The organism is Nocardioides insulae DSM 17944 (assembly GCF_000422825.1).
GTDB classification, from domain to species: Bacteria; Actinomycetota; Actinomycetes; order Propionibacteriales; family Nocardioidaceae; genus Nocardioides; species Nocardioides insulae.
The window spans coordinates 198,652-214,363 of the sequence record NZ_AUGU01000016.1 but is presented as its reverse complement, the minus strand read 5'-3'; the positions used below and the strand labels follow the sequence as shown (position 1 = coordinate 214,363).

Sequence of the window (15,712 nt, the reverse complement as noted above, 5' to 3'; positions counted from 1 at the left end):
GCGAGACCAAGGACGTCCCCACGGCCGACCTCGGCCACCGGCCCTCTCCCGACCGCGAGTCGGAGCTGGTCTCGGGGTGAGACCACGGGGCGGACCCCTTGCCCCTTCGGCGAGGTAGGTAGCCGAGATGCCCGCTTCCCGGGGTGGAGTTCCACCCCGGGAAGCGGGCATCGTTCTGCATCCTTGCCGGACGAGCACCCCCTCACCGCCCGCCCGGCAGGATCGATCAGGCGTCGATCAGCTCCCGGTCCTTGGTCTCACCGAGCGCGAGCAGGCAGACGATGCTGAGCGCGCAGAAAGCCGCGATCACGGTGGAGAGCAGCATCGTGCCGGCGCCGGCGCTCTGCAGCCAGGCGAAGAGCAGCGGCGAGATCCCGGCACCCATGCCGGCCAACTGGTAGCCCAGGGAGGCACCGGTGTAACGGGACTCGGTCGAGAACACCTCGCTCATCAGCGCGGCCAGCGGGCCGTAGAAGGCGGCGTGGATGACCGACTGCCCGAGCACCGCGGCCAGCACGAGCAGGGCGGTGCTCCCCGAGTCGATCATCGGGAAGAGCAGGTAGCCGTAGACGGCGGTCACGGCTGCCGCGGTCATCACGACCGGGCGTCGACCCAGCCGGTCGCTGAGCGCGGACCAGCCGATGATGCCGAGGATGGCTCCGGCCGAGGAGATGGTCAGCGCGTTCAGCACGGTGGACCGCTCGAAGCCGGCGCCGAGGGCGTAGCTGATCAGGAAGGTGGTCAGCACACCCTGGATGATGAAGGCGCCCAGCCCGACGCCGGCGGCCAGGAACAGGTTGCGCGGGTGGTTGCGCAGGACATCGAAGAGCGGGACCTTCGCCTCCTTCTTCTGCTCCTTCATCGCGGAGAACGCCGGGGACTCCTCGACGCTCAGCCGGATCCACAGGCCCACGCCGAGCAGGACGATGCTCAGCAGGAACGGCACCCGCCAGCCCCAGGCGAGGAACTGGTCCGGCGTCGTGACCGAGGCCATCACCGCCATCACCGCGGTGGAGAGCAGCATGCCCGCCGGGGCGCCGGCGTTGGTGAAGGAGGCCCACAGCCCGCGTCGGGTGGTGGCGTGCTCGGCGGTCATCAGCACCGCACCGCCCCACTCGCCACCGATCGCGACGCCCTGGATCACCCGGAGCAGGATCAGCAGGACCGGTGCGGCCGCCCCGATCGCGGCGTACGTCGGCAGCAGGCCGATCGCGAAGCTGACCAGCGCCATGATGGTCATGGTGAGCACCAGCATCTTCTTGCGGCCGAGCTTGTCGCCGTAGTGACCGAAGATCACGCCGCCCAGTGGCCGCGCCAGGTAACCGGCGGCGAAGGTGCCGAAGGAGGCGATGGTGCCGGTGACCGGGTCGAGGTCGGAGAAGAACACCTGGCCGAACACGGTGGCCGAGGCGGTGGAGTAGAGCAGGAAGTCGTAGTACTCGATCAGGCTGCCGGTGAAGCTGCTCGCCACGATCTTGCCCATCCGGCGGGACTGCTCGCCGGTCCCGGCGTCGGGGGTGCCGAGGGTGCTGGTCATGATGTCTCCTAGTTCAGGAATCCTGATTAACAGGGTTCCTGGCAATCATGGTGATACGGGTCACCACGGTCAAGTGGATCGAGGGTGAAAATGTGGCGACCCCTCGAGAGAGCCTCGAGGGGTCGCAGCGACAGCGCTCTACCGGTCAGGCCAGGCCGAGCACCTTGGCGGCGTTCCCCTTGAGGATCCCGGGCATGACCTCGGGCTTCCAGCCCAGGCCCTCGGCGTCGGAGATCCAGCGCTCCGGGCTGATCAGCGGGTAGTCGCTGCCGAAGAGCACCTTGCGCTTGAGCATGCCGCCGGCCGCGCGGACGAGCTCGGCCGGGAAGTACTTCGGCGACCAGCCGGAGAGGTCGATGTAGACGTTCGCCTTGTGGGTGGCCATCGAGATCGCCTCGCCCTGCCACGGCACCGACGGGTGCGCGAGGATCACGGTGAGACCGGGGTGGTCCGCGGCGACGTCATCGAGCAGCAGCGGCTGGGAGTAGCGCAGCTTGATGCCGCGCCCGCCGGGGAGACCGGCGCCGATGCCGTTCTGGCCGGTGTGGAACAGGGCCGGCACCCCCAACTCCTCGAGCGCCTCCCACAGCGGCGAGAACGCCGGGTCGTTGGGCGCGAAGGCCTGCAGGCTCGGGTGGAACTTGAACCCGCGGACGCCGTGATCGGTCACCAGCCGGCGGGCCTGCGCGACCGCGTCCGCACCGCGGTGCGGGTCGACCGAGCCGAACGGGATGAGCACGTCGGAGTGCACGGCGCACCGCTCGGCGATCTCCTCGCTGGACAGTGCGGGCTGGCCGGTGGCGGTGGCGGCGTCGACGGTGAAGACGACCGCGGCCATGCCGTGCTCGCGGTAGCGCTCGGCGAGGTCGTCGACGGTCGGGGTGCGGTTGTCGGAGGACTTGAAGTACGCCGCCGAGGCATCCATCAGGTCATCGGAGAGCGACAGGCAGCCGTGATCGTCCTGTTCGACGTGCACGTGCATGTCGAGGGCGGAGATCTCCTCGAGGTCGATGCGCGGTTCGTAGCGGGTGGGGGTGGTCATCTGGTGGCTCCTTGGGAGAGATCGGCGTCGCCGTGCAGTTCCCGGACCCGGGACTTGAGCAGCTTGCCGGAGGCGTTGTGGGGGATCTGGTCGACGAAGACGACACTGCGCGGGATCTTGTAGCGGGCCAAACGGCCGTCCAGGTGGGCCAACAGATCGGCCTCGGTCAGCGAAGTGTCGGCGCGTCGCACGACGACCGCGCGGCCGACCTCGCCCCAGCGCGCGTCCGGGACGCCGATGACGGCCACCTCGGCGACCCCCGGGTGGGTGTAGACGGCCTGTTCGACCTCGGCCGGGTAGACGTTCTCCCCGCCGGAGATGAACATGTCCTTGACCCGGTCGACGACGTAGAGGAAGCCGTCCTCGTCCAGCACGGCCACGTCCCCGGTACGCAGCCAGCCACCCGGTTCGAAACTGCCGGCGGTGGCCTCCTCATTGCGCCAGTAGCCGGGCGTGACGTTGGGGCCGGACACCAGGATCTCCCCCGGCTGACCGGTCTCGGGCGGGTCGCCGTCCGGGCCGACCAGGCGGACGTCGGTGAAGAAGCACGGCGTACCGGCCGAACCGAGCCGATCGAGGGCCTCGCCGACCCGCAGCATCGTGGTGCCCGGCGAGGCCTCGGTGAGGCCGTACCCCTGGATGATGGTGAGCCCGCGGTCGCGCCAGGTCTCCAGCAGGGTGACCGGGATCGGCGCTCCCCCGCTCAGCGCGGAGCGTAGGGTGCTCAGGTCCGCGGTCTCCCAGTCGGGGTGCTGGGCCAGCGCGAGGTACATCGAGGCCACCCCGAACAGCAGCGTCACGCCCTCCCGCTCGATCGTGCGGAGCGCCTCGCCGGGGTCGAACTTGGCCGCGATCAGCGAGGTGCCGCCCTTGAGGAGGGTCGGCAGCAGGATCTGGTTGAGCGCGGCCGTGTGGAACAGCGGCGCGGTCACCAGTGCGACCTCGTCCGAACGCAGGTCCACGTCGACGAGCAGGTTGTAGGCGTTCCAGGTGATGTTGCCATGGGTGAGCTGCACACCCTTGGGGCGGCCGCTGGTGCCGGAGGTGTACTGGATCATGAAGAGGTCGTCGAGCCCGACCGTGCACGCCGGCACCGGCTCGGCGTCGGGCACCAGCAGCGCACCGAGGCCGCGGCCGCCCTCGGTGCTCACCCGGTGCAGCGGTACGCCGGTCGCGGCGATCTCCGGGAGCGCGACCGTCTCGTCGAACTCCTCGGCGTGGATCAGCACAGCGGGCTCGCTGTCGCCCAGGATCCAGGCGAGCTCGGGTGCGGCCAGCCGGGTGTTCAGGGGGAGGAAGACCGCACCCAGCCGGGCGGTGGCGTACAGGGTGACGATCAGCTCGATCGAGTTCAGGCCGAGGAAGGCCACCCGGTCACCGCGGCCGATGCCACGGTCGCGGAGCCCGGCGGCGGCGCTGCCGACCAGCGTCTCCAGTTCGGCGTAGGTGAGGGTGTGGTCGTCCTGGACCAGCGCTCGGGCGTGCGGGGTCATCCGGGCCCGGCGGGCGGGCCAGGAACCGATGCCGTTGTCGTTCATGCAGTGTCCTGATCGGAGGGTTCGTGGGGCGGCGGGGTCACAGGGGGCTCCTCAGAGTCCTTGATCCCGCTTGAGGTCGAGCAGGGCGGTGAGGGCGCGGTCGCGCCGGGCGACCAGGTCGGGGACGTCGACGCCGTCCATCTCCTCGTCGACGCCGGCGACCAGGGTGCTCACCAGGTCCTCGGAGAATTCGGGGCTGCCGAGGTCATCCCACCACTCGACCATCGGCGGTCCGAGATGTGCCATCACGTGCGCGAACCCACCGGGGCCGCCCGACACGTGCTGGGTGGCGAAGGGACCCAGCAGCGCCCAGCGTAGGCCGGGGCCCGAGGCGATCGCGGTGTCGATATCCGCGACCGAGACCACCCCCTGCTCGACCAGGTGGTAGGCCTCGCGCCACAGCGCGGCCTGGAGCCGGTTCGCCACGTGACCGGGCACCTCGCGGCGGATCCGGATCGGCTGTTTGCCCAGGTGGCGCAGGACGGCGAGCGCCGCCTCGGCGGCCTCGTCGGAGGTCGCCGCACCGCCGACCACCTCGACCAGCGGAACCAGGTGGGGCGGGTTGAACGGGTGGGCCACCAGCACCCGCTCCGGGTGCCGGGTGCAGGCGTCCTGGAACGTGCTCGGCCGCAGACCCGAGGAGCTGCTGGTCAGCAGGACCTCCGGGCCGGCCGCGGCATCCAGTCGGGCGAACAGTTCCCGCTTGGTCTCCAGTCGCTCCGGGCCGGCCTCGAAGACGATGTCGGCCGCGGCCGCCACGTCCTCGGGGGTCTCGACGAAGGTGACCCTGGCCTCCCCGACCCCCACGTCAGGGGAGGCCAGGGAGTTCAACCGCTCGGAGAGCCGCTCGGGGGCGTCCTCGGCGGGATCCCAGGCGACGACGTCCAGTCCGTGCTGGAGCCCGAGGGCGACCCAGCTGGCTCCGATCGCGCCGGTGCCGACGACGCCGATGGTGCGGACCTGCTCCGGGGCGATCATCGGGCGGCCATCGCGACGAAGGCGTCCAGCGACGCGGGGTCGGCCAGCGCGTCCCGGCTGGCGACGTCCTCCAGGCGAGCTCCCTGCAGGATCCGCTTGACCGGCAGCTCCAGCTTCTTGCCGGTGAGGTTGCGCGGGATCACGGGTACGCCGATCACCCGGTCCGGCACGTGCCGCGGGGAGAGCGCCGTCCGCAGCGCCGCGACCACCTGTCCGCGCAGCGCGTCGTCGACCTCGCCCGACTCGGCGACCAGGAAGCAGAGCAGCTCGCCGTTGCCGCCGTCGGGGTCCTCCAGGTGGACGACGAGGCTGTCCGCGACGCCGTCGACCTCCTCCACGACCCGGTAGAACTCGGCGGTCCCGAGCCGGACGCCGCCGCGGTTGAGCGTCGCATCGGAGCGGCCGGCCACGTGGCAGGAGCCGTTCTCGTGGAAGACGATCCAGTCACCGTGCCGCCACACGCCCGGGAAGTGGTCGAAGTAGGCGGCCCGGTAGCGGCTGCCGTCCGCATCGCCCCAGAAGCCCACTGGCATCGAGGGCATCGGGGAGGTGATGACCAGCTCGCCGAGCTCGTCCACGACCTCGCGGCCCTGCTCGTCGTAGGCGTGCGCGTCGACGGCGAGGGCGCGGCCGGAGATCTCACCGGCATAGACCGGGAGGAGCGGGTTGTTCTGCACGATGCCGGAGCACACGTCGGTGCCGCCGCTGCCGACGTTGATCATGGCGCCGGGCAACTGCTCGGCCAGCCAGGCGTAGCCCTCGGGCGGGAGCGGCGCACCCGCCGACCCCAGGGTGCGCACGGCGAGCTCGCGGCCGCCGGTGGCGCTGCCGTCGCGCAGGTCGAGGCCCTCCTTGCGGGAGGCCATCACGAATCCGGGGCTGGCGCCCATCACGGTGGCGCCGGTCTCGGCGGCCAGCCGCCACTGCCAGGCCACGTCGGGGTACATCGGGTTGCCGTCGATCATCACGATCGAGGAACGCACCAGGAGTGAGGAGACCAGCGCGTTCCACATCATCCAGGCGGTGGTGGAGAACCAGAGCATCCGGTCGCCCGGACCCATGTCCCAGGAGAAGGCGTGGTTCTTCAGGTGCTCGAGCAGGATGCCGCCGTGGCCGTGCACGATCGCCTTCGGCTTCCCGGTCGTGCCGGAGGAGAAGAGCACCACCAGGGGGTGGTCGAACGGCACCGGCTCGAAGACCGGGTCGCCACCGTCCTCGGCGGCGAGCAGACCGGACCAGGACAGGGCGTCCTCGACCCGGTGGTCGCCGTACTCCACGTCGATCACGTGCTCCACGGTGGGGAGCTCGGCCCGGATCTCGGCGATCTGACCGCGACGGTCGATGTCCTTGGCGCCGTAGCGGTAGCCGGCGGCGACCAGCAGCACGGTGGGCTCCACCTGGGCGAACCGGTCGATCACGCTGCGCGGCCCGAACTCGCTGGCGCAGCTCGCCCAGGTCGCACCCAGGCTCGCGGTGGCGAGGAAGGCCACCAGCGTCTCGGGGATGTTCGGCAGGTAGCCCACGACGCGGTCACCCCGGCGCACCCCGAGTCGCTCGAGGGCCTGCCGGGCCCGGGCGACCCGGTCGCGCAGCTCGGCGACGGTCAGCTCCACGTCCGGCCGGGTCTGGGAGCGGCCCAGCACCGCCACCTCGTCCGGATCGGCCCAGCCGTCGAGCGCATGCTCGGCGTAGTTGATCGCGGCGTCGGTGAACCACCGAGTCCCTGGCAGCTCGCGGCCGGTCAGGACGGTGGAGTACGGCGCCCCGTCCGCCAGCTCGGCATGGCTGCGGACCTCGAAGTACTCCCACACGGCCGACCAGAACCCGGCCAGGTCGTCGACCGACCACTCCCACAGCTCGTCGTGGCCACCGAGGTCGAGCCCGCGCTCGGCTCGCAGCCAGCGCAGGAAGCCACCTACCTGGGTCCGGTCGAGTACGTCGCTCGGGGGGGTGGAGATGATCTGACCCTGTTGGACAGCGGTGCCGCCGACCGACTCGGAACGCTCGGTTGCCATCGGGGCGGTCATTCGTCGGTCACCTTCTTCGCGCGGCCGGCGAGGAAGTCGCGCATCCGGCCCTTCGCGTCATCGGTGCCCTGGGCGATGGCGGCCATCATCGACTCCATCAAGAACCCGTCGCGCGGGTTGGCCTCCGCGATCCGCGGCAGTGCCTGGACGACGGCGAAGTTGGTCTGCGGGGCGTTCTGGGCGATCCGGTGGGCCAGTTCGATCGCGGTCTTGCGGGCGGTGCCGTCCGGCACGACGTACTGACTCAGACCGATGGCCTGTCCCTCCTCGGCGGAGTAGCGCCGACCGGTGAGCATCATGTCGGCCATCCGCGCCACCCCGATCAGGCGCGGCACCCGTACCGAGGCGCCGCCGCCGACGAAGAGTCCGCGCTGCCCCTCGGGGAGCGCGTAGAAGGTGGACTCCTCCGCGACCCGGATATGGGTCGCCGAGGCGAGCTCGAGCCCGCCCCCGACCACGGCTCCCTTGAGCGCGGAGACGACCGGGACCGGCCCGAACTCGATCCGCTCGAAGGCCCGGTGCCACATCCGGGAGTGCGCCACACCGGAGAAGGTGTCACGCTCGGCCATCTCGCCGAGGTCGAGTCCGGCGCAGAAGTGGTCGCCCTCCGCATCGATGACGACGGCACGGACCTGTTCGCCCTGTCCCTGCTCGATGGCGGCGAAGAAGCGCTCGATCCCCAGCACCGCCTCGTCGCTCAGGGCGTTGCGCTTGTGGGGACGGGCAAGCGTGAGCACGGCGATGTCGTCGACCAGCTCGGCGCGCAGGGCGTCCGGCAGGTCGGCGGGCCACAGATCTACTGGCATGGGTCGACTCCTCGGAATTAACAGGAATCCTGATATTCGCACGTCCCGGGTTCCTGCCGCAAGAGCAGGGGCGGACTGGTTCAATGACCGGGTGACCGAGGAGACCCGAGCCCCGCTGCTGCTCTACGTCGTCAAGCAGCTCGAGCTCGTGACCCGTGCCCGGCTGGACGCCGTCCTCAAGGGGTCGGGGGTGACCGCACTCCAATACACCGCGCTGTCGGTCCTCGAGCGCGTCCCCACCATGACCGCCGCCGACCTCGCCCGTGCGTCCTTCGTCCGGGCGCAGTCCGCGGCCGACCTGGTCGGCGCCCTGGAGCGACGCGGGCTGATCGAGCGACGGACCGATCCGGACAACCGCCGCAGGATGCTGATCTCGCTGACCACCGAGGGCAGGGCCTTCCTCGACGAGTACGACCCCCGGGTCGAGGAACTCGAGGAGGAGATGCTCCGCGAGATCGACTCCGCCCAGCGTGCCGACCTCCGCCTCATCCTCGACACCTGCCGACGTTCCCTCGCGGCCGGCCACTGACGCGCCTCGGCACGGTCCGGGGTCGAGGAGCGTCAACAGGCCAGGCGATGGGCCCGGAGGGCCTCGTCCAGAGCAGCCGCATCGGGCGTGGGCCCCCGCCGCGGGATCGCGGCCGCGACGAACCCGTCCGAGCGGACCAGGTAGGCCCGATCCGGGCGAAGTCGACCGGTGGCATCGGCGGCGAAGTGGTGCGGGCCCTCGATCCACTCGGGCGCGGCCGACATCTCGACGGGTACGCCGCCGTAGGTGTGCCACTGCCAGGCCAGTGCCCGCAGCGGCAGCTGGTTGTCGTGGGCGGGTGGGAGTCGGCGACCCACGAGGGGGTCCTCCGCCCAGCTCGGCAGCCGGTCCGCGGCGGTGAAGTGGTAGCGGATGCGGTACTGCCCGAGCCAGCCGGCGAGGACGCGGCCGACCGGGAGCCGGCGTACCGCACCGAAGAGCAGCGGAGGCAGCGCACTGCCGCGCAGCCGCAGCAACCCAGCGAGCCGCCCGCGGCGGGCGACGAGGCCGAAGGCGCGGTCGGTCGAGGACACCAGGTGGCGGGCGACCGGTCGGCGCTCGGCCTCGTAGCGGTCCAACGCCGCGGGCTCGGCGCGGCCGTGCCGCACGTCGGCGATGGTCAGGGCGAGGTGATGCGCGTCCTGGAGGCCGGTGTTCATGCCCTGACCGCCGACCGGCGAGTGCACATGGGCGGCGTCACCGGCGAGGAAGACCGGGCCGACCCGGAACCGCGTCGCGCAGCGATGGTGCACCCGGTAGGTGGAGAACCAGTCCAGCGACCGGTGGTCGATGCCGAGCTGGCGACGCAGGCTGCCCAGCGCCTCCTCCGGGGTGACCTCGATGCCAGGGGCGAGCGCGATCAACCGCACGTGACCGTCCGGCCCCAGCGGGAAGGCGACGCAGAACAGCTCCGTCCCGAACCGGAAGGACACCGCGTCGTCCCGCACGCCGCTGGCCCCTCGGACATCGGCCACCCAGAACAGCGCCTCGTCGGTCACCCCCTCGAAGGGCAGGTCGAGCAGGCGGCGTACCAGCGACCCGGCTCCGTCGGCCCCGAGGCACCATCGGGCCCGCACCCGGAGCAGACCGTCGACACTCTCGACCAGGGCCGTCACGCCGGACTCCTCGGACGGTGCCTCGATGAAGCTGATCAGGCGGTGCTGCCAGAGCACCGGACCGCCCTGCGCCGCGAGGGCCTCGGCCAGCATCGCCTCGTTGCGGCTCTGCTCGAAGACCCGGATCCCGGGGAACCGGGTCGCTCCTGCCTGGAGCTCCGCGAACGGGAGCGGGGCCCGACGCGTGCCGACGGAGACCTGAGGGGCCATCACCGCCTCGGCCTCCACCCGCTCGGCGAGACCGAGCTGGTCGTAGATCTCCATCGTCCGCGGCTGCACCGCCAGGGCCCGGGACTCACGGGTGGGTCCGCTCTTGGGATCCACGACCACGGCGCCGACCCCGACGCGACCCAGCGTCAGGGCCGCCATCAGCCCGGTGGGCCCCGCGCCGACCACGAGCACCTCGGTGTCCAGGACCGGAAGATCGGCGTAGGAGATGTGCCCCATACCGCTCCTTTCTACAGGTCGATCCACCAGGGTGCTGTCGCGGTGCTTGTCCGACCTGGGATGCTGGAGGAGCCGCGCGATGAGGAGCCCGAGACGCATGGACGACACCGCCACCACGAGTCAGGACGACCCGCTGGCGGTCGCTCTGAGCCGCTGGGGACCCGGTGACGACCTTCTCCCGGGTGCCGTGGCCGACCTCCAGGAGTTGCAGCGCGAGGCCTCCCGGTTCAGGTTGCGCTACAAGTTCGCGATCGACGAGGTCACCACCAAGATCTCGATCCTGCGCCAGGAGTTCGAGGAGACCCACGACCACAGCCCGATCGAGCACGTCCGCAGCCGGCTCAAGTCACCGGCGAGCCTGATGGCCAAGGTGGCCAAGCTCGACGTCGAGCCCACCTTCGCCGCCATCGAGCAGCAGATCCGCGACATCGCCGGGGTGCGAGTGGTGTGCCCCTTCGTCTCCGACGTCTACTGGATCCAGGAGATGCTCACCGGGCAGTCCGATGTCACCGTGCTCGAGGTCGAGGACTACATCGCCGACCCGAAGCCCAACGGCTACCGCAGCCTGCACACCATCATCAAGGTGCCCGTCTACCTCTCCGACCGCACCGAGCACGTCCCGGTCGAGGTCCAGATCCGCACCATCGCGATGGACTTCTGGGCCAGCGTGGAGCACACCATCTACTACAAGTACGACGGCACCGTGCCCGCCGGCCTGCTCGACGAGCTCGGCTCCGCAGCCCGCACCGCAGCCGACCTGGATGCCACCATGGCCCGGCTGCGCGGCGAGGTGCGCAAACTGCCGTGACGGGCGCCGCCGCGCCCCGACGGGACGCGGCGGCCCGGCCTCAGGTCAGCACGAAGGTGCGGATGAGGACGGCGTCACGCTCGGGTTTGAGCGAGTTCAGCGTGCCGACGAGTACCCGCTGGTTGAGCCAGGCGTGCGGCCCACTGGGCGCGGTGACCTCCATCCACGAACGGGCATAGCGACCCTGGTCGGTCTCGTGGATCACGACGTGGTTGACCACGGTGAGCACCGCCCCGTCGTCGGCCTCCAGTTCGTAGGTGGCCTCCAGCATGCGGACCCCGTCGTCCCGCACTGTCTGCCGGTCCGCGCCGCCGGCGCGCACCCGCCCGGCGATCCGGGGACCGGCGAACCTGCCGCCGGTGATCGGGACGATCCGCCGTCCGCCCCAGGGACCGTCACCGAGCTCCTCCGACGGTGCGATGTCGACCACCGCCTGGTAGGCCAACTCGGCTCCCGGCGCCTCCATCGGCACCGAGGCGACCAGCCTCGCGAACTCGCGCTCTCCCATCTGCCCACTCCTCTTCGATTCGGCTGCGGACGCCGGTGCGGCTCCGATCACGGCGGCGCCGGCCGCCGCCATCCCGAGACCCGCACCGAGGACGCTACGGCGTTCCACACCCATCAGTGCTGCCCCTTCCACTGCCGGTCGTTGACGAACTCGCCGGGGCGGAAGTCGACGTAGTCGGACTCACCCCACTGCTCCGCCGACTCCTGGAGGCGACCGGTGGAGGCCACCCGACCCCAGCGGCCGGTGTCGAGCCGCTCCTCGAGGGCGTCGAAGGCGGCCAGGTTCTCGGCCACGGTGAACTCGCAGTGGCCCTCTCGGTCGACGAAGGCCTGGCGCAGCAGCCCGCCCTTGCCGGCCCGACGGACGGTCTCGGCGTACTCCTCCTGATATTCGACCGGCGCGAGCGTGTCGATGAGGGTGTGGGTGGTCAGCTCCGGCACCTGGAGCTTCCCGGTCGGCACCGAGGTCTCGAGCATCCAGTCCAGCGCGTCCTCGTCGGGTTCGACGTCCGCCGCACTGGTCACCGCCGCCAGGTCCTTGCGGAGGTCGAGTCGGGCATCGCGGTAGAGCGCCCGGACGGTGTGCCGCTGCGAGGAGTCACGCAACAGTGCGGCGTAGTCCACCCCGGCCGTCCAACCGCTGTCGCCGCCGGCGGCATTGACGATGGCCGAGCGCCGGGAGATGACCTCGGGCAGGGTGGTCTGGACGTAGGCGGCCTGGGCGGCCGCCAGCGCCTCGGGATCCCTCCGGTCGACGCCGGGGAGCTCCGTGGGTGCGTTGAGCAGTGCGGCGACCAGCGATACCCGGGCGCGCCCCTGCGGCGTGGTCAGCGCCTGGTCCAGGGCGGCCGAGAGCACCTCGACGGTGCCTTGGGACTGGGCCTGATCGGTGAACCCGACCAGCGGTACGTCGGCGTCGGGGGCGAGCAGCGTCAGCGCCGCATGCGCCGCATCGAGCTGGTAGTTGTTCAGCGAGACGCCCCCGCCGAGTAGCCCGCAGGTGCTCACCGCACCGTCGATCCCGGCGTCGGGCCGTTCGGCCAGCAGACTGGTCACCAGACCGCCCATGGACCGGCCCATGGCGATCACTCGGGAGGCATCGCCGGCCTCCGCCTCGAACTCGGCCAGCGCGTCGAGCTGGTCCTGCGCGGCCGTCCCGAGCGCCCACCCGGTGGTCGCGTAGGACGAGGCCACGACCGCGACCCCGCGCTCGTTGAGGGCCTCGGCGGTGGGAGCGAAACTCTGGTCCCAGGCGGGGTTGTCCTCGCCGCCCCGGAAGCCGTGGGAGAACAGGACCGCCGTGCCGTTCCAATCGGCCGGGATCTCCGCCTGCCAGGTGGCGCCGTCCGGCAGTTCACCGGTCAGCTGCGTCGAACCGGCCGCGTCGGGAGCGGGCACCGCCGCCGCGACCTGGGCCGGCAGCAGGGCCGCCCCGAGCGCGGCGGACCCGAGCACGGCGATGGTGGACAGAGTGGGGATGCGCATGTGCATCGTCTCCTCGAGATGACGAAAGTGTGACGCCCACAACCTGTCGATAATCAGGATTCCTGTCAATGGGGGTGGGTCGGTCCGCCCGCCACCTTCATCACCGAGCGGCACCAACCCGGGGGCGATCGATGGGTCGAACAGTTCAGCAACGACCACACCAGACAGCCACGTGTCGGGGGGACAGCACCCCTGAGCAGCTCGGGCGCCCGAATGGCGTCCGAGCCGCACATGGATTCTCAGCTCCTGCCCGACTGCCCCACGGACGAGTAGCGCCCCCAGTCGCGACTGTCCCAGGTTCGCGGCGCACGCTCGCCCTGGTCCGCGCTCGTGAATCGCGCGCCTCCCAGGTCAAGGGAACTCTCGGTGGCGACCCGCGCAGCGCGACGGTCGAGCGCTCGTGATGAGGTGGCCGGCCAGCGTCCGTCGTCGATCCGGTCGAACATGGTCACCAGGGCGGTGACTTCCTCGGCAGAGGTGAAGGTGCAGTGGCCCTCGGACCCGACGAAGCTCTGTCGTAGGAGCCCTGCACTGCCTCCGGCGCGCACGGAGGCGGCGTAGGCGGCTTCATCGGTCGTCGGCCCTCCCGGATCCCCGGTGGTGTGCAGCGTCAGCACCGGTGCAGAGAGCCGGCCCGTGAACGTCGCGGTCTTCTCGACGAATCTCACGACGTCCTCGTCCGCGGTCATCCGAGCCGCACCCGCCAGTGTGTCCAGATCCTGACCGAGGTCGGCGCCGGCGGCTCGATAGGCACGCACCACCTCGGCCCACCGCCCCGAGGTGCGCAACTCCCGGGTGTAGTCGACGCCGGTGTTCCAGGAGAAGGAACCCCCCACAGTGGACTCGTAGCCCGTCCGGACGGACGCACCCACCGCAAACGGGAAGCCCGCGAGATAGCGCTCAGTGCGCTGGGCGAGATCCCGATCAGGGATTCCCTTGCCCGTCACGGGATCCACCGCGGGGACGCGCCCCAGGGCGGCTGCCAGGACGAGTCGCGCACGGCCCGCCGCGGTGGACGAGGCGTCGGCGAGCAGCCGGTCGAGGATCGCCTGCTCACGCTCCGCATCGTCAATGCGCGTGATCTGCAGCCCCGATTGCGGGTCGACGAGCTCCCGGAGGGCGAAAGCGGTGTCGAGCTTGTAGTTCCACATGCTGATCGCTCCGGCCCCTCCCCCGCACATGGGGACGGAGCCGTCCAGCCACTCAGGGCGTGACTCGGCCACGATCCGCGTGGTGAGGCCTCCCTGGGATCGGCCGCTCACGACGATGTCGTCGGGCTTGCCGGCGGCCATGGTGAACGTGGCGACGGCGCGGCCGGCGTTGCGCCGGTCCGATTCCAGGTCCCATGGGCTGCTGAGGTCGTAGCCGATGACGCCGAAGCCGTGTGCGGTCAACCAGTCGACCGTCGTGTCATCGAGATCGTCCCGGCCAGGCATGACCAGCAGGTCGCCGTTCCAGTTCGAAGGACGGATGAGTGAGTACGCCGCGTCTCCGCCGAGAACGCCGGTCGCGGTGACCGGGGTCATGAGCGGCGACGACTCGGCCTCGGACGTACTCGCCGCGGCGGTCAGCACCACCGGGATCGCCAGCGCCAGCGCGGTCGCGGTGGCAGCGAGACGACGCTTCATCGAGCACCACCTCCCGGGAGGCCACGCTCGGGCCGCAGCATGGCACGCGGATGAACGGTGTCGAAGTGTCCCGTTCCACGGTTGAGATCGCTGCTCCCGGCGATCCTGTCGGCGAGCCGATCGAGGTTGCCAGGCTGGGTCGAACTGCCCCAGCGACCCGACGCGAGTCGATCCTGCAGCGTGCTGACAAGGGCCGCGATCTCGGCGTCGGAGTAGTCGCAGTGCCCCGGCCGGTCGACGAAGGCCCGTCGGAGCAGGGCACCGTCGCGATGCCTGTGCACCCGGTCTGCGAAGGTCCGGGCGTGGCCCACCGTCGGGGCCGTATCGCCCGCCTCGTGCACGGACAGGATCGGGCCGTTCAGTTCGCCGGTCGGGGTGGCGTTTCGCTGCATGTAGTCGACTGCATCCGGGTCGGCACTGACTCGTGGCGCGGCGGCCAACAGGGCGAGCTCATCGCGCAGATCGAGGCCGGCCTCGGCGTACAGCCTTCGCACCAAGGTGGAGGTCCCGGACCCGGCGAGCTGCCGGGCGTAGTCCACGCCGGTGTTCCACGAGAAGTTCCCACCGGCCCGCTCCTCGAGGGGCTGCCGTGGCGACACGGCGCCCCACAGGAAGGCCGCGTACTGCTGGTGCTGCTGGGCCGCGAGGTCACCCCTCGCCGGACGCGAGGTGTCGACCTGGGTCCAGGTCGGGATCTGGGCGATGCTCGCCGCGAGAGAGATCCGAGCCCGGCCCTCCGGCGTTCGCTGTGCCTTCTCGAGCACCTCAGCGAAAGCTGCCTGACGGCCGACCTCATCCTGGACGTCCGTCAGTTCGAGGCGGTCGTCATCGGGCGCCAGGAGCGTCTTGAACACGAAGGTCGCGTCCAGGGACTGATTGAGCATCGGGACAGCTCCTGCGATCGACCCGCACATCGGCAGTGCAGCGTCGAAGGAGTCAGGGTGCGCCTCGAGGAGCGCGGCCGAGGTGAGTCCGCCCATTGAGTTTCCCCAGGCGACGACGTGCTGTGGGCGTCCGAGTTCGCGGGCGACGACGTCGGTGACCTCCTCCTGCTCCCTCAGGAGGTCCTCGACCGCCCACCCCTGCGTGGTGGGCTGAGAGCCGGCCAGCGCGTAGCCGTGATCGAGCAGCCACGTGGCGACCGGCTCCGACGGGGTCACGGCAACTTCACCCCCACCGCCCCCGCCGAAACCGGGACTCCAGACCAGTACGGTGCCATTCCACCGCTGGGGCTCGCGGATCATGTATCGAGCGCCGCTGGGGAG

Annotated in this window: 13 protein-coding genes; 2 read left to right on the top strand and 11 right to left on the bottom strand. The window is 70.9% G+C overall.

Features of this window, described 5'->3' with window-relative positions:
* Positions 1–226 precede the first annotated feature (226 nt).
* From G515_RS0108890 to G515_RS0108865, 6 genes are all read right to left on the bottom strand, one after another.
* Positions 227–1,537, bottom strand: a complete 1,311-nt coding sequence (locus G515_RS0108890; RefSeq protein WP_028659867.1) for an MFS transporter — start codon at positions 1,535–1,537, stop codon at positions 227–229.
* 145 nt (positions 1,538–1,682) lie between these two features.
* Positions 1,683–2,579, bottom strand: coding sequence for an amidohydrolase family protein (locus G515_RS0108885; RefSeq protein ID WP_157571055.1), 897 nt, complete (start codon positions 2,577–2,579; stop codon positions 1,683–1,685).
* Positions 2,576–4,117, bottom strand: coding sequence for an acyl-CoA synthetase (locus G515_RS0108880; protein ID WP_028659865.1), 1,542 nt, complete (start codon positions 4,115–4,117; stop codon positions 2,576–2,578). The genes G515_RS0108885 and G515_RS0108880 overlap by 4 nt, the downstream gene beginning before the upstream one ends.
* A 51-nt stretch (positions 4,118–4,168) precedes the next feature.
* A complete protein-coding gene (locus G515_RS0108875) occupies positions 4,169–5,095 on the bottom strand; it encodes a 3-hydroxyacyl-CoA dehydrogenase NAD-binding domain-containing protein (RefSeq protein ID WP_028659864.1) in 927 nt (308 codons plus the stop codon).
* Complete coding sequence (locus G515_RS0108870) at positions 5,092–7,122, bottom strand: acetoacetate--CoA ligase (protein ID WP_169570515.1); 2,031 nt, start codon at positions 7,120–7,122, stop codon at positions 5,092–5,094. Before G515_RS0108870 ends, G515_RS0108875 begins: the two co-directional genes overlap by 4 nt.
* A complete protein-coding gene (locus tag G515_RS0108865) occupies positions 7,119–7,928 on the bottom strand; it encodes a crotonase/enoyl-CoA hydratase family protein (RefSeq protein WP_028659862.1) in 810 nt (269 codons plus the stop codon). The genes G515_RS0108870 and G515_RS0108865 overlap by 4 nt, the downstream gene beginning before the upstream one ends.
* 91 nt (positions 7,929–8,019) lie before the next feature.
* Between G515_RS0108865 and G515_RS0108860 the strand changes: the two genes are divergently transcribed.
* Positions 8,020–8,457 carry a MarR family winged helix-turn-helix transcriptional regulator gene (locus G515_RS0108860; RefSeq protein WP_028659861.1) on the top strand — a complete coding sequence of 146 codons (438 nt, stop codon included), beginning with the start codon at positions 8,020–8,022 and terminating at the stop codon, positions 8,455–8,457.
* A 32-nt stretch (positions 8,458–8,489) separates the two neighbouring features.
* On the opposite strand, the gene G515_RS0108855 is transcribed toward G515_RS0108860, so the two are convergent.
* Positions 8,490–10,118, bottom strand: a complete 1,629-nt coding sequence (locus G515_RS0108855; RefSeq protein ID WP_211220985.1) for an FAD-dependent monooxygenase — start codon at positions 10,116–10,118, stop codon at positions 8,490–8,492.
* Here G515_RS0108855 and G515_RS20400 point away from each other — a divergent pair.
* The gene (locus tag G515_RS20400; RefSeq protein WP_084653346.1) at positions 10,117–10,827 is read left to right on the top strand and encodes a GTP pyrophosphokinase; all 711 of its coding nucleotides are present in this window, start codon (positions 10,117–10,119) and stop codon (positions 10,825–10,827) included. The two genes, G515_RS0108855 and G515_RS20400, sit on opposite strands and share 2 nt — an antisense overlap.
* Before the next feature lie 40 nt (positions 10,828–10,867).
* Here the strand turns inward: G515_RS20400 and G515_RS0108845 are convergent, their stop codons facing one another.
* The 4 genes from G515_RS0108845 to G515_RS20390 form a co-directional block, all read right to left on the bottom strand.
* Positions 10,868–11,335, bottom strand: a complete 468-nt coding sequence (locus tag G515_RS0108845) for a DUF3237 domain-containing protein (RefSeq protein ID WP_211220984.1) — start codon at positions 11,333–11,335, stop codon at positions 10,868–10,870.
* 113 nt (positions 11,336–11,448) lie between these two features.
* A complete protein-coding gene (locus tag G515_RS0108840) occupies positions 11,449–12,819 on the bottom strand; it encodes an alpha/beta hydrolase family protein (protein WP_051218053.1) in 1,371 nt (456 codons plus the stop codon).
* Positions 12,820–13,058: 239 nt separating this feature from the next.
* A complete protein-coding gene (locus tag G515_RS22645) occupies positions 13,059–14,447 on the bottom strand; it encodes an alpha/beta hydrolase (protein ID WP_051218052.1) in 1,389 nt (462 codons plus the stop codon).
* The gene (locus G515_RS20390) at positions 14,444–15,607 is read right to left on the bottom strand and encodes a prolyl oligopeptidase family serine peptidase (RefSeq protein ID WP_051218051.1); all 1,164 of its coding nucleotides are present in this window, start codon (positions 15,605–15,607) and stop codon (positions 14,444–14,446) included. The genes G515_RS22645 and G515_RS20390 overlap by 4 nt, the downstream gene beginning before the upstream one ends.
* Positions 15,608–15,712 lie beyond the last annotated feature (105 nt).

What these genes read in the sequence shown, in the direction of transcription:
- G515_RS0108890 (WP_028659867.1), bottom strand. Translation starts at nt 1,537, where the DNA reads ATGACCAGCACCCTCGGCACCCCCGACGCCGGGACCGGCGAGCAGTCC.
- G515_RS0108885 (WP_157571055.1), bottom strand. Translation starts at nt 2,579, where the DNA reads ATGACCACCCCCACCCGCTACGAACCGCGCATCGACCTCGAGGAGATC.
- G515_RS0108880 (WP_028659865.1), bottom strand. Translation starts at nt 4,117, where the DNA reads ATGAACGACAACGGCATCGGTTCCTGGCCCGCCCGCCGGGCCCGGATG.
- G515_RS0108875 (WP_028659864.1), bottom strand. Translation starts at nt 5,095, where the DNA reads ATGATCGCCCCGGAGCAGGTCCGCACCATCGGCGTCGTCGGCACCGGC.
- G515_RS0108870 (WP_169570515.1), bottom strand. Translation starts at nt 7,122, where the DNA reads ATGACCGCCCCGATGGCAACCGAGCGTTCCGAGTCGGTCGGCGGCACC.
- G515_RS0108865 (WP_028659862.1), bottom strand. Translation starts at nt 7,928, where the DNA reads ATGCCAGTAGATCTGTGGCCCGCCGACCTGCCGGACGCCCTGCGCGCC.
- G515_RS20400 (WP_084653346.1), top strand. Translation starts at nt 10,117, where the DNA reads ATGGACGACACCGCCACCACGAGTCAGGACGACCCGCTGGCGGTCGCT.
- G515_RS0108855 (WP_211220985.1), bottom strand. Translation starts at nt 10,118, where the DNA reads ATGCGTCTCGGGCTCCTCATCGCGCGGCTCCTCCAGCATCCCAGGTCG.
- G515_RS0108845 (WP_211220984.1), bottom strand. Translation starts at nt 11,335, where the DNA reads ATGGGAGAGCGCGAGTTCGCGAGGCTGGTCGCCTCGGTGCCGATGGAG.
- G515_RS0108840 (WP_051218053.1), bottom strand. Translation starts at nt 12,819, where the DNA reads ATGCGCATCCCCACTCTGTCCACCATCGCCGTGCTCGGGTCCGCCGCG.
- G515_RS22645 (WP_051218052.1), bottom strand. Translation starts at nt 14,447, where the DNA reads ATGAAGCGTCGTCTCGCTGCCACCGCGACCGCGCTGGCGCTGGCGATC.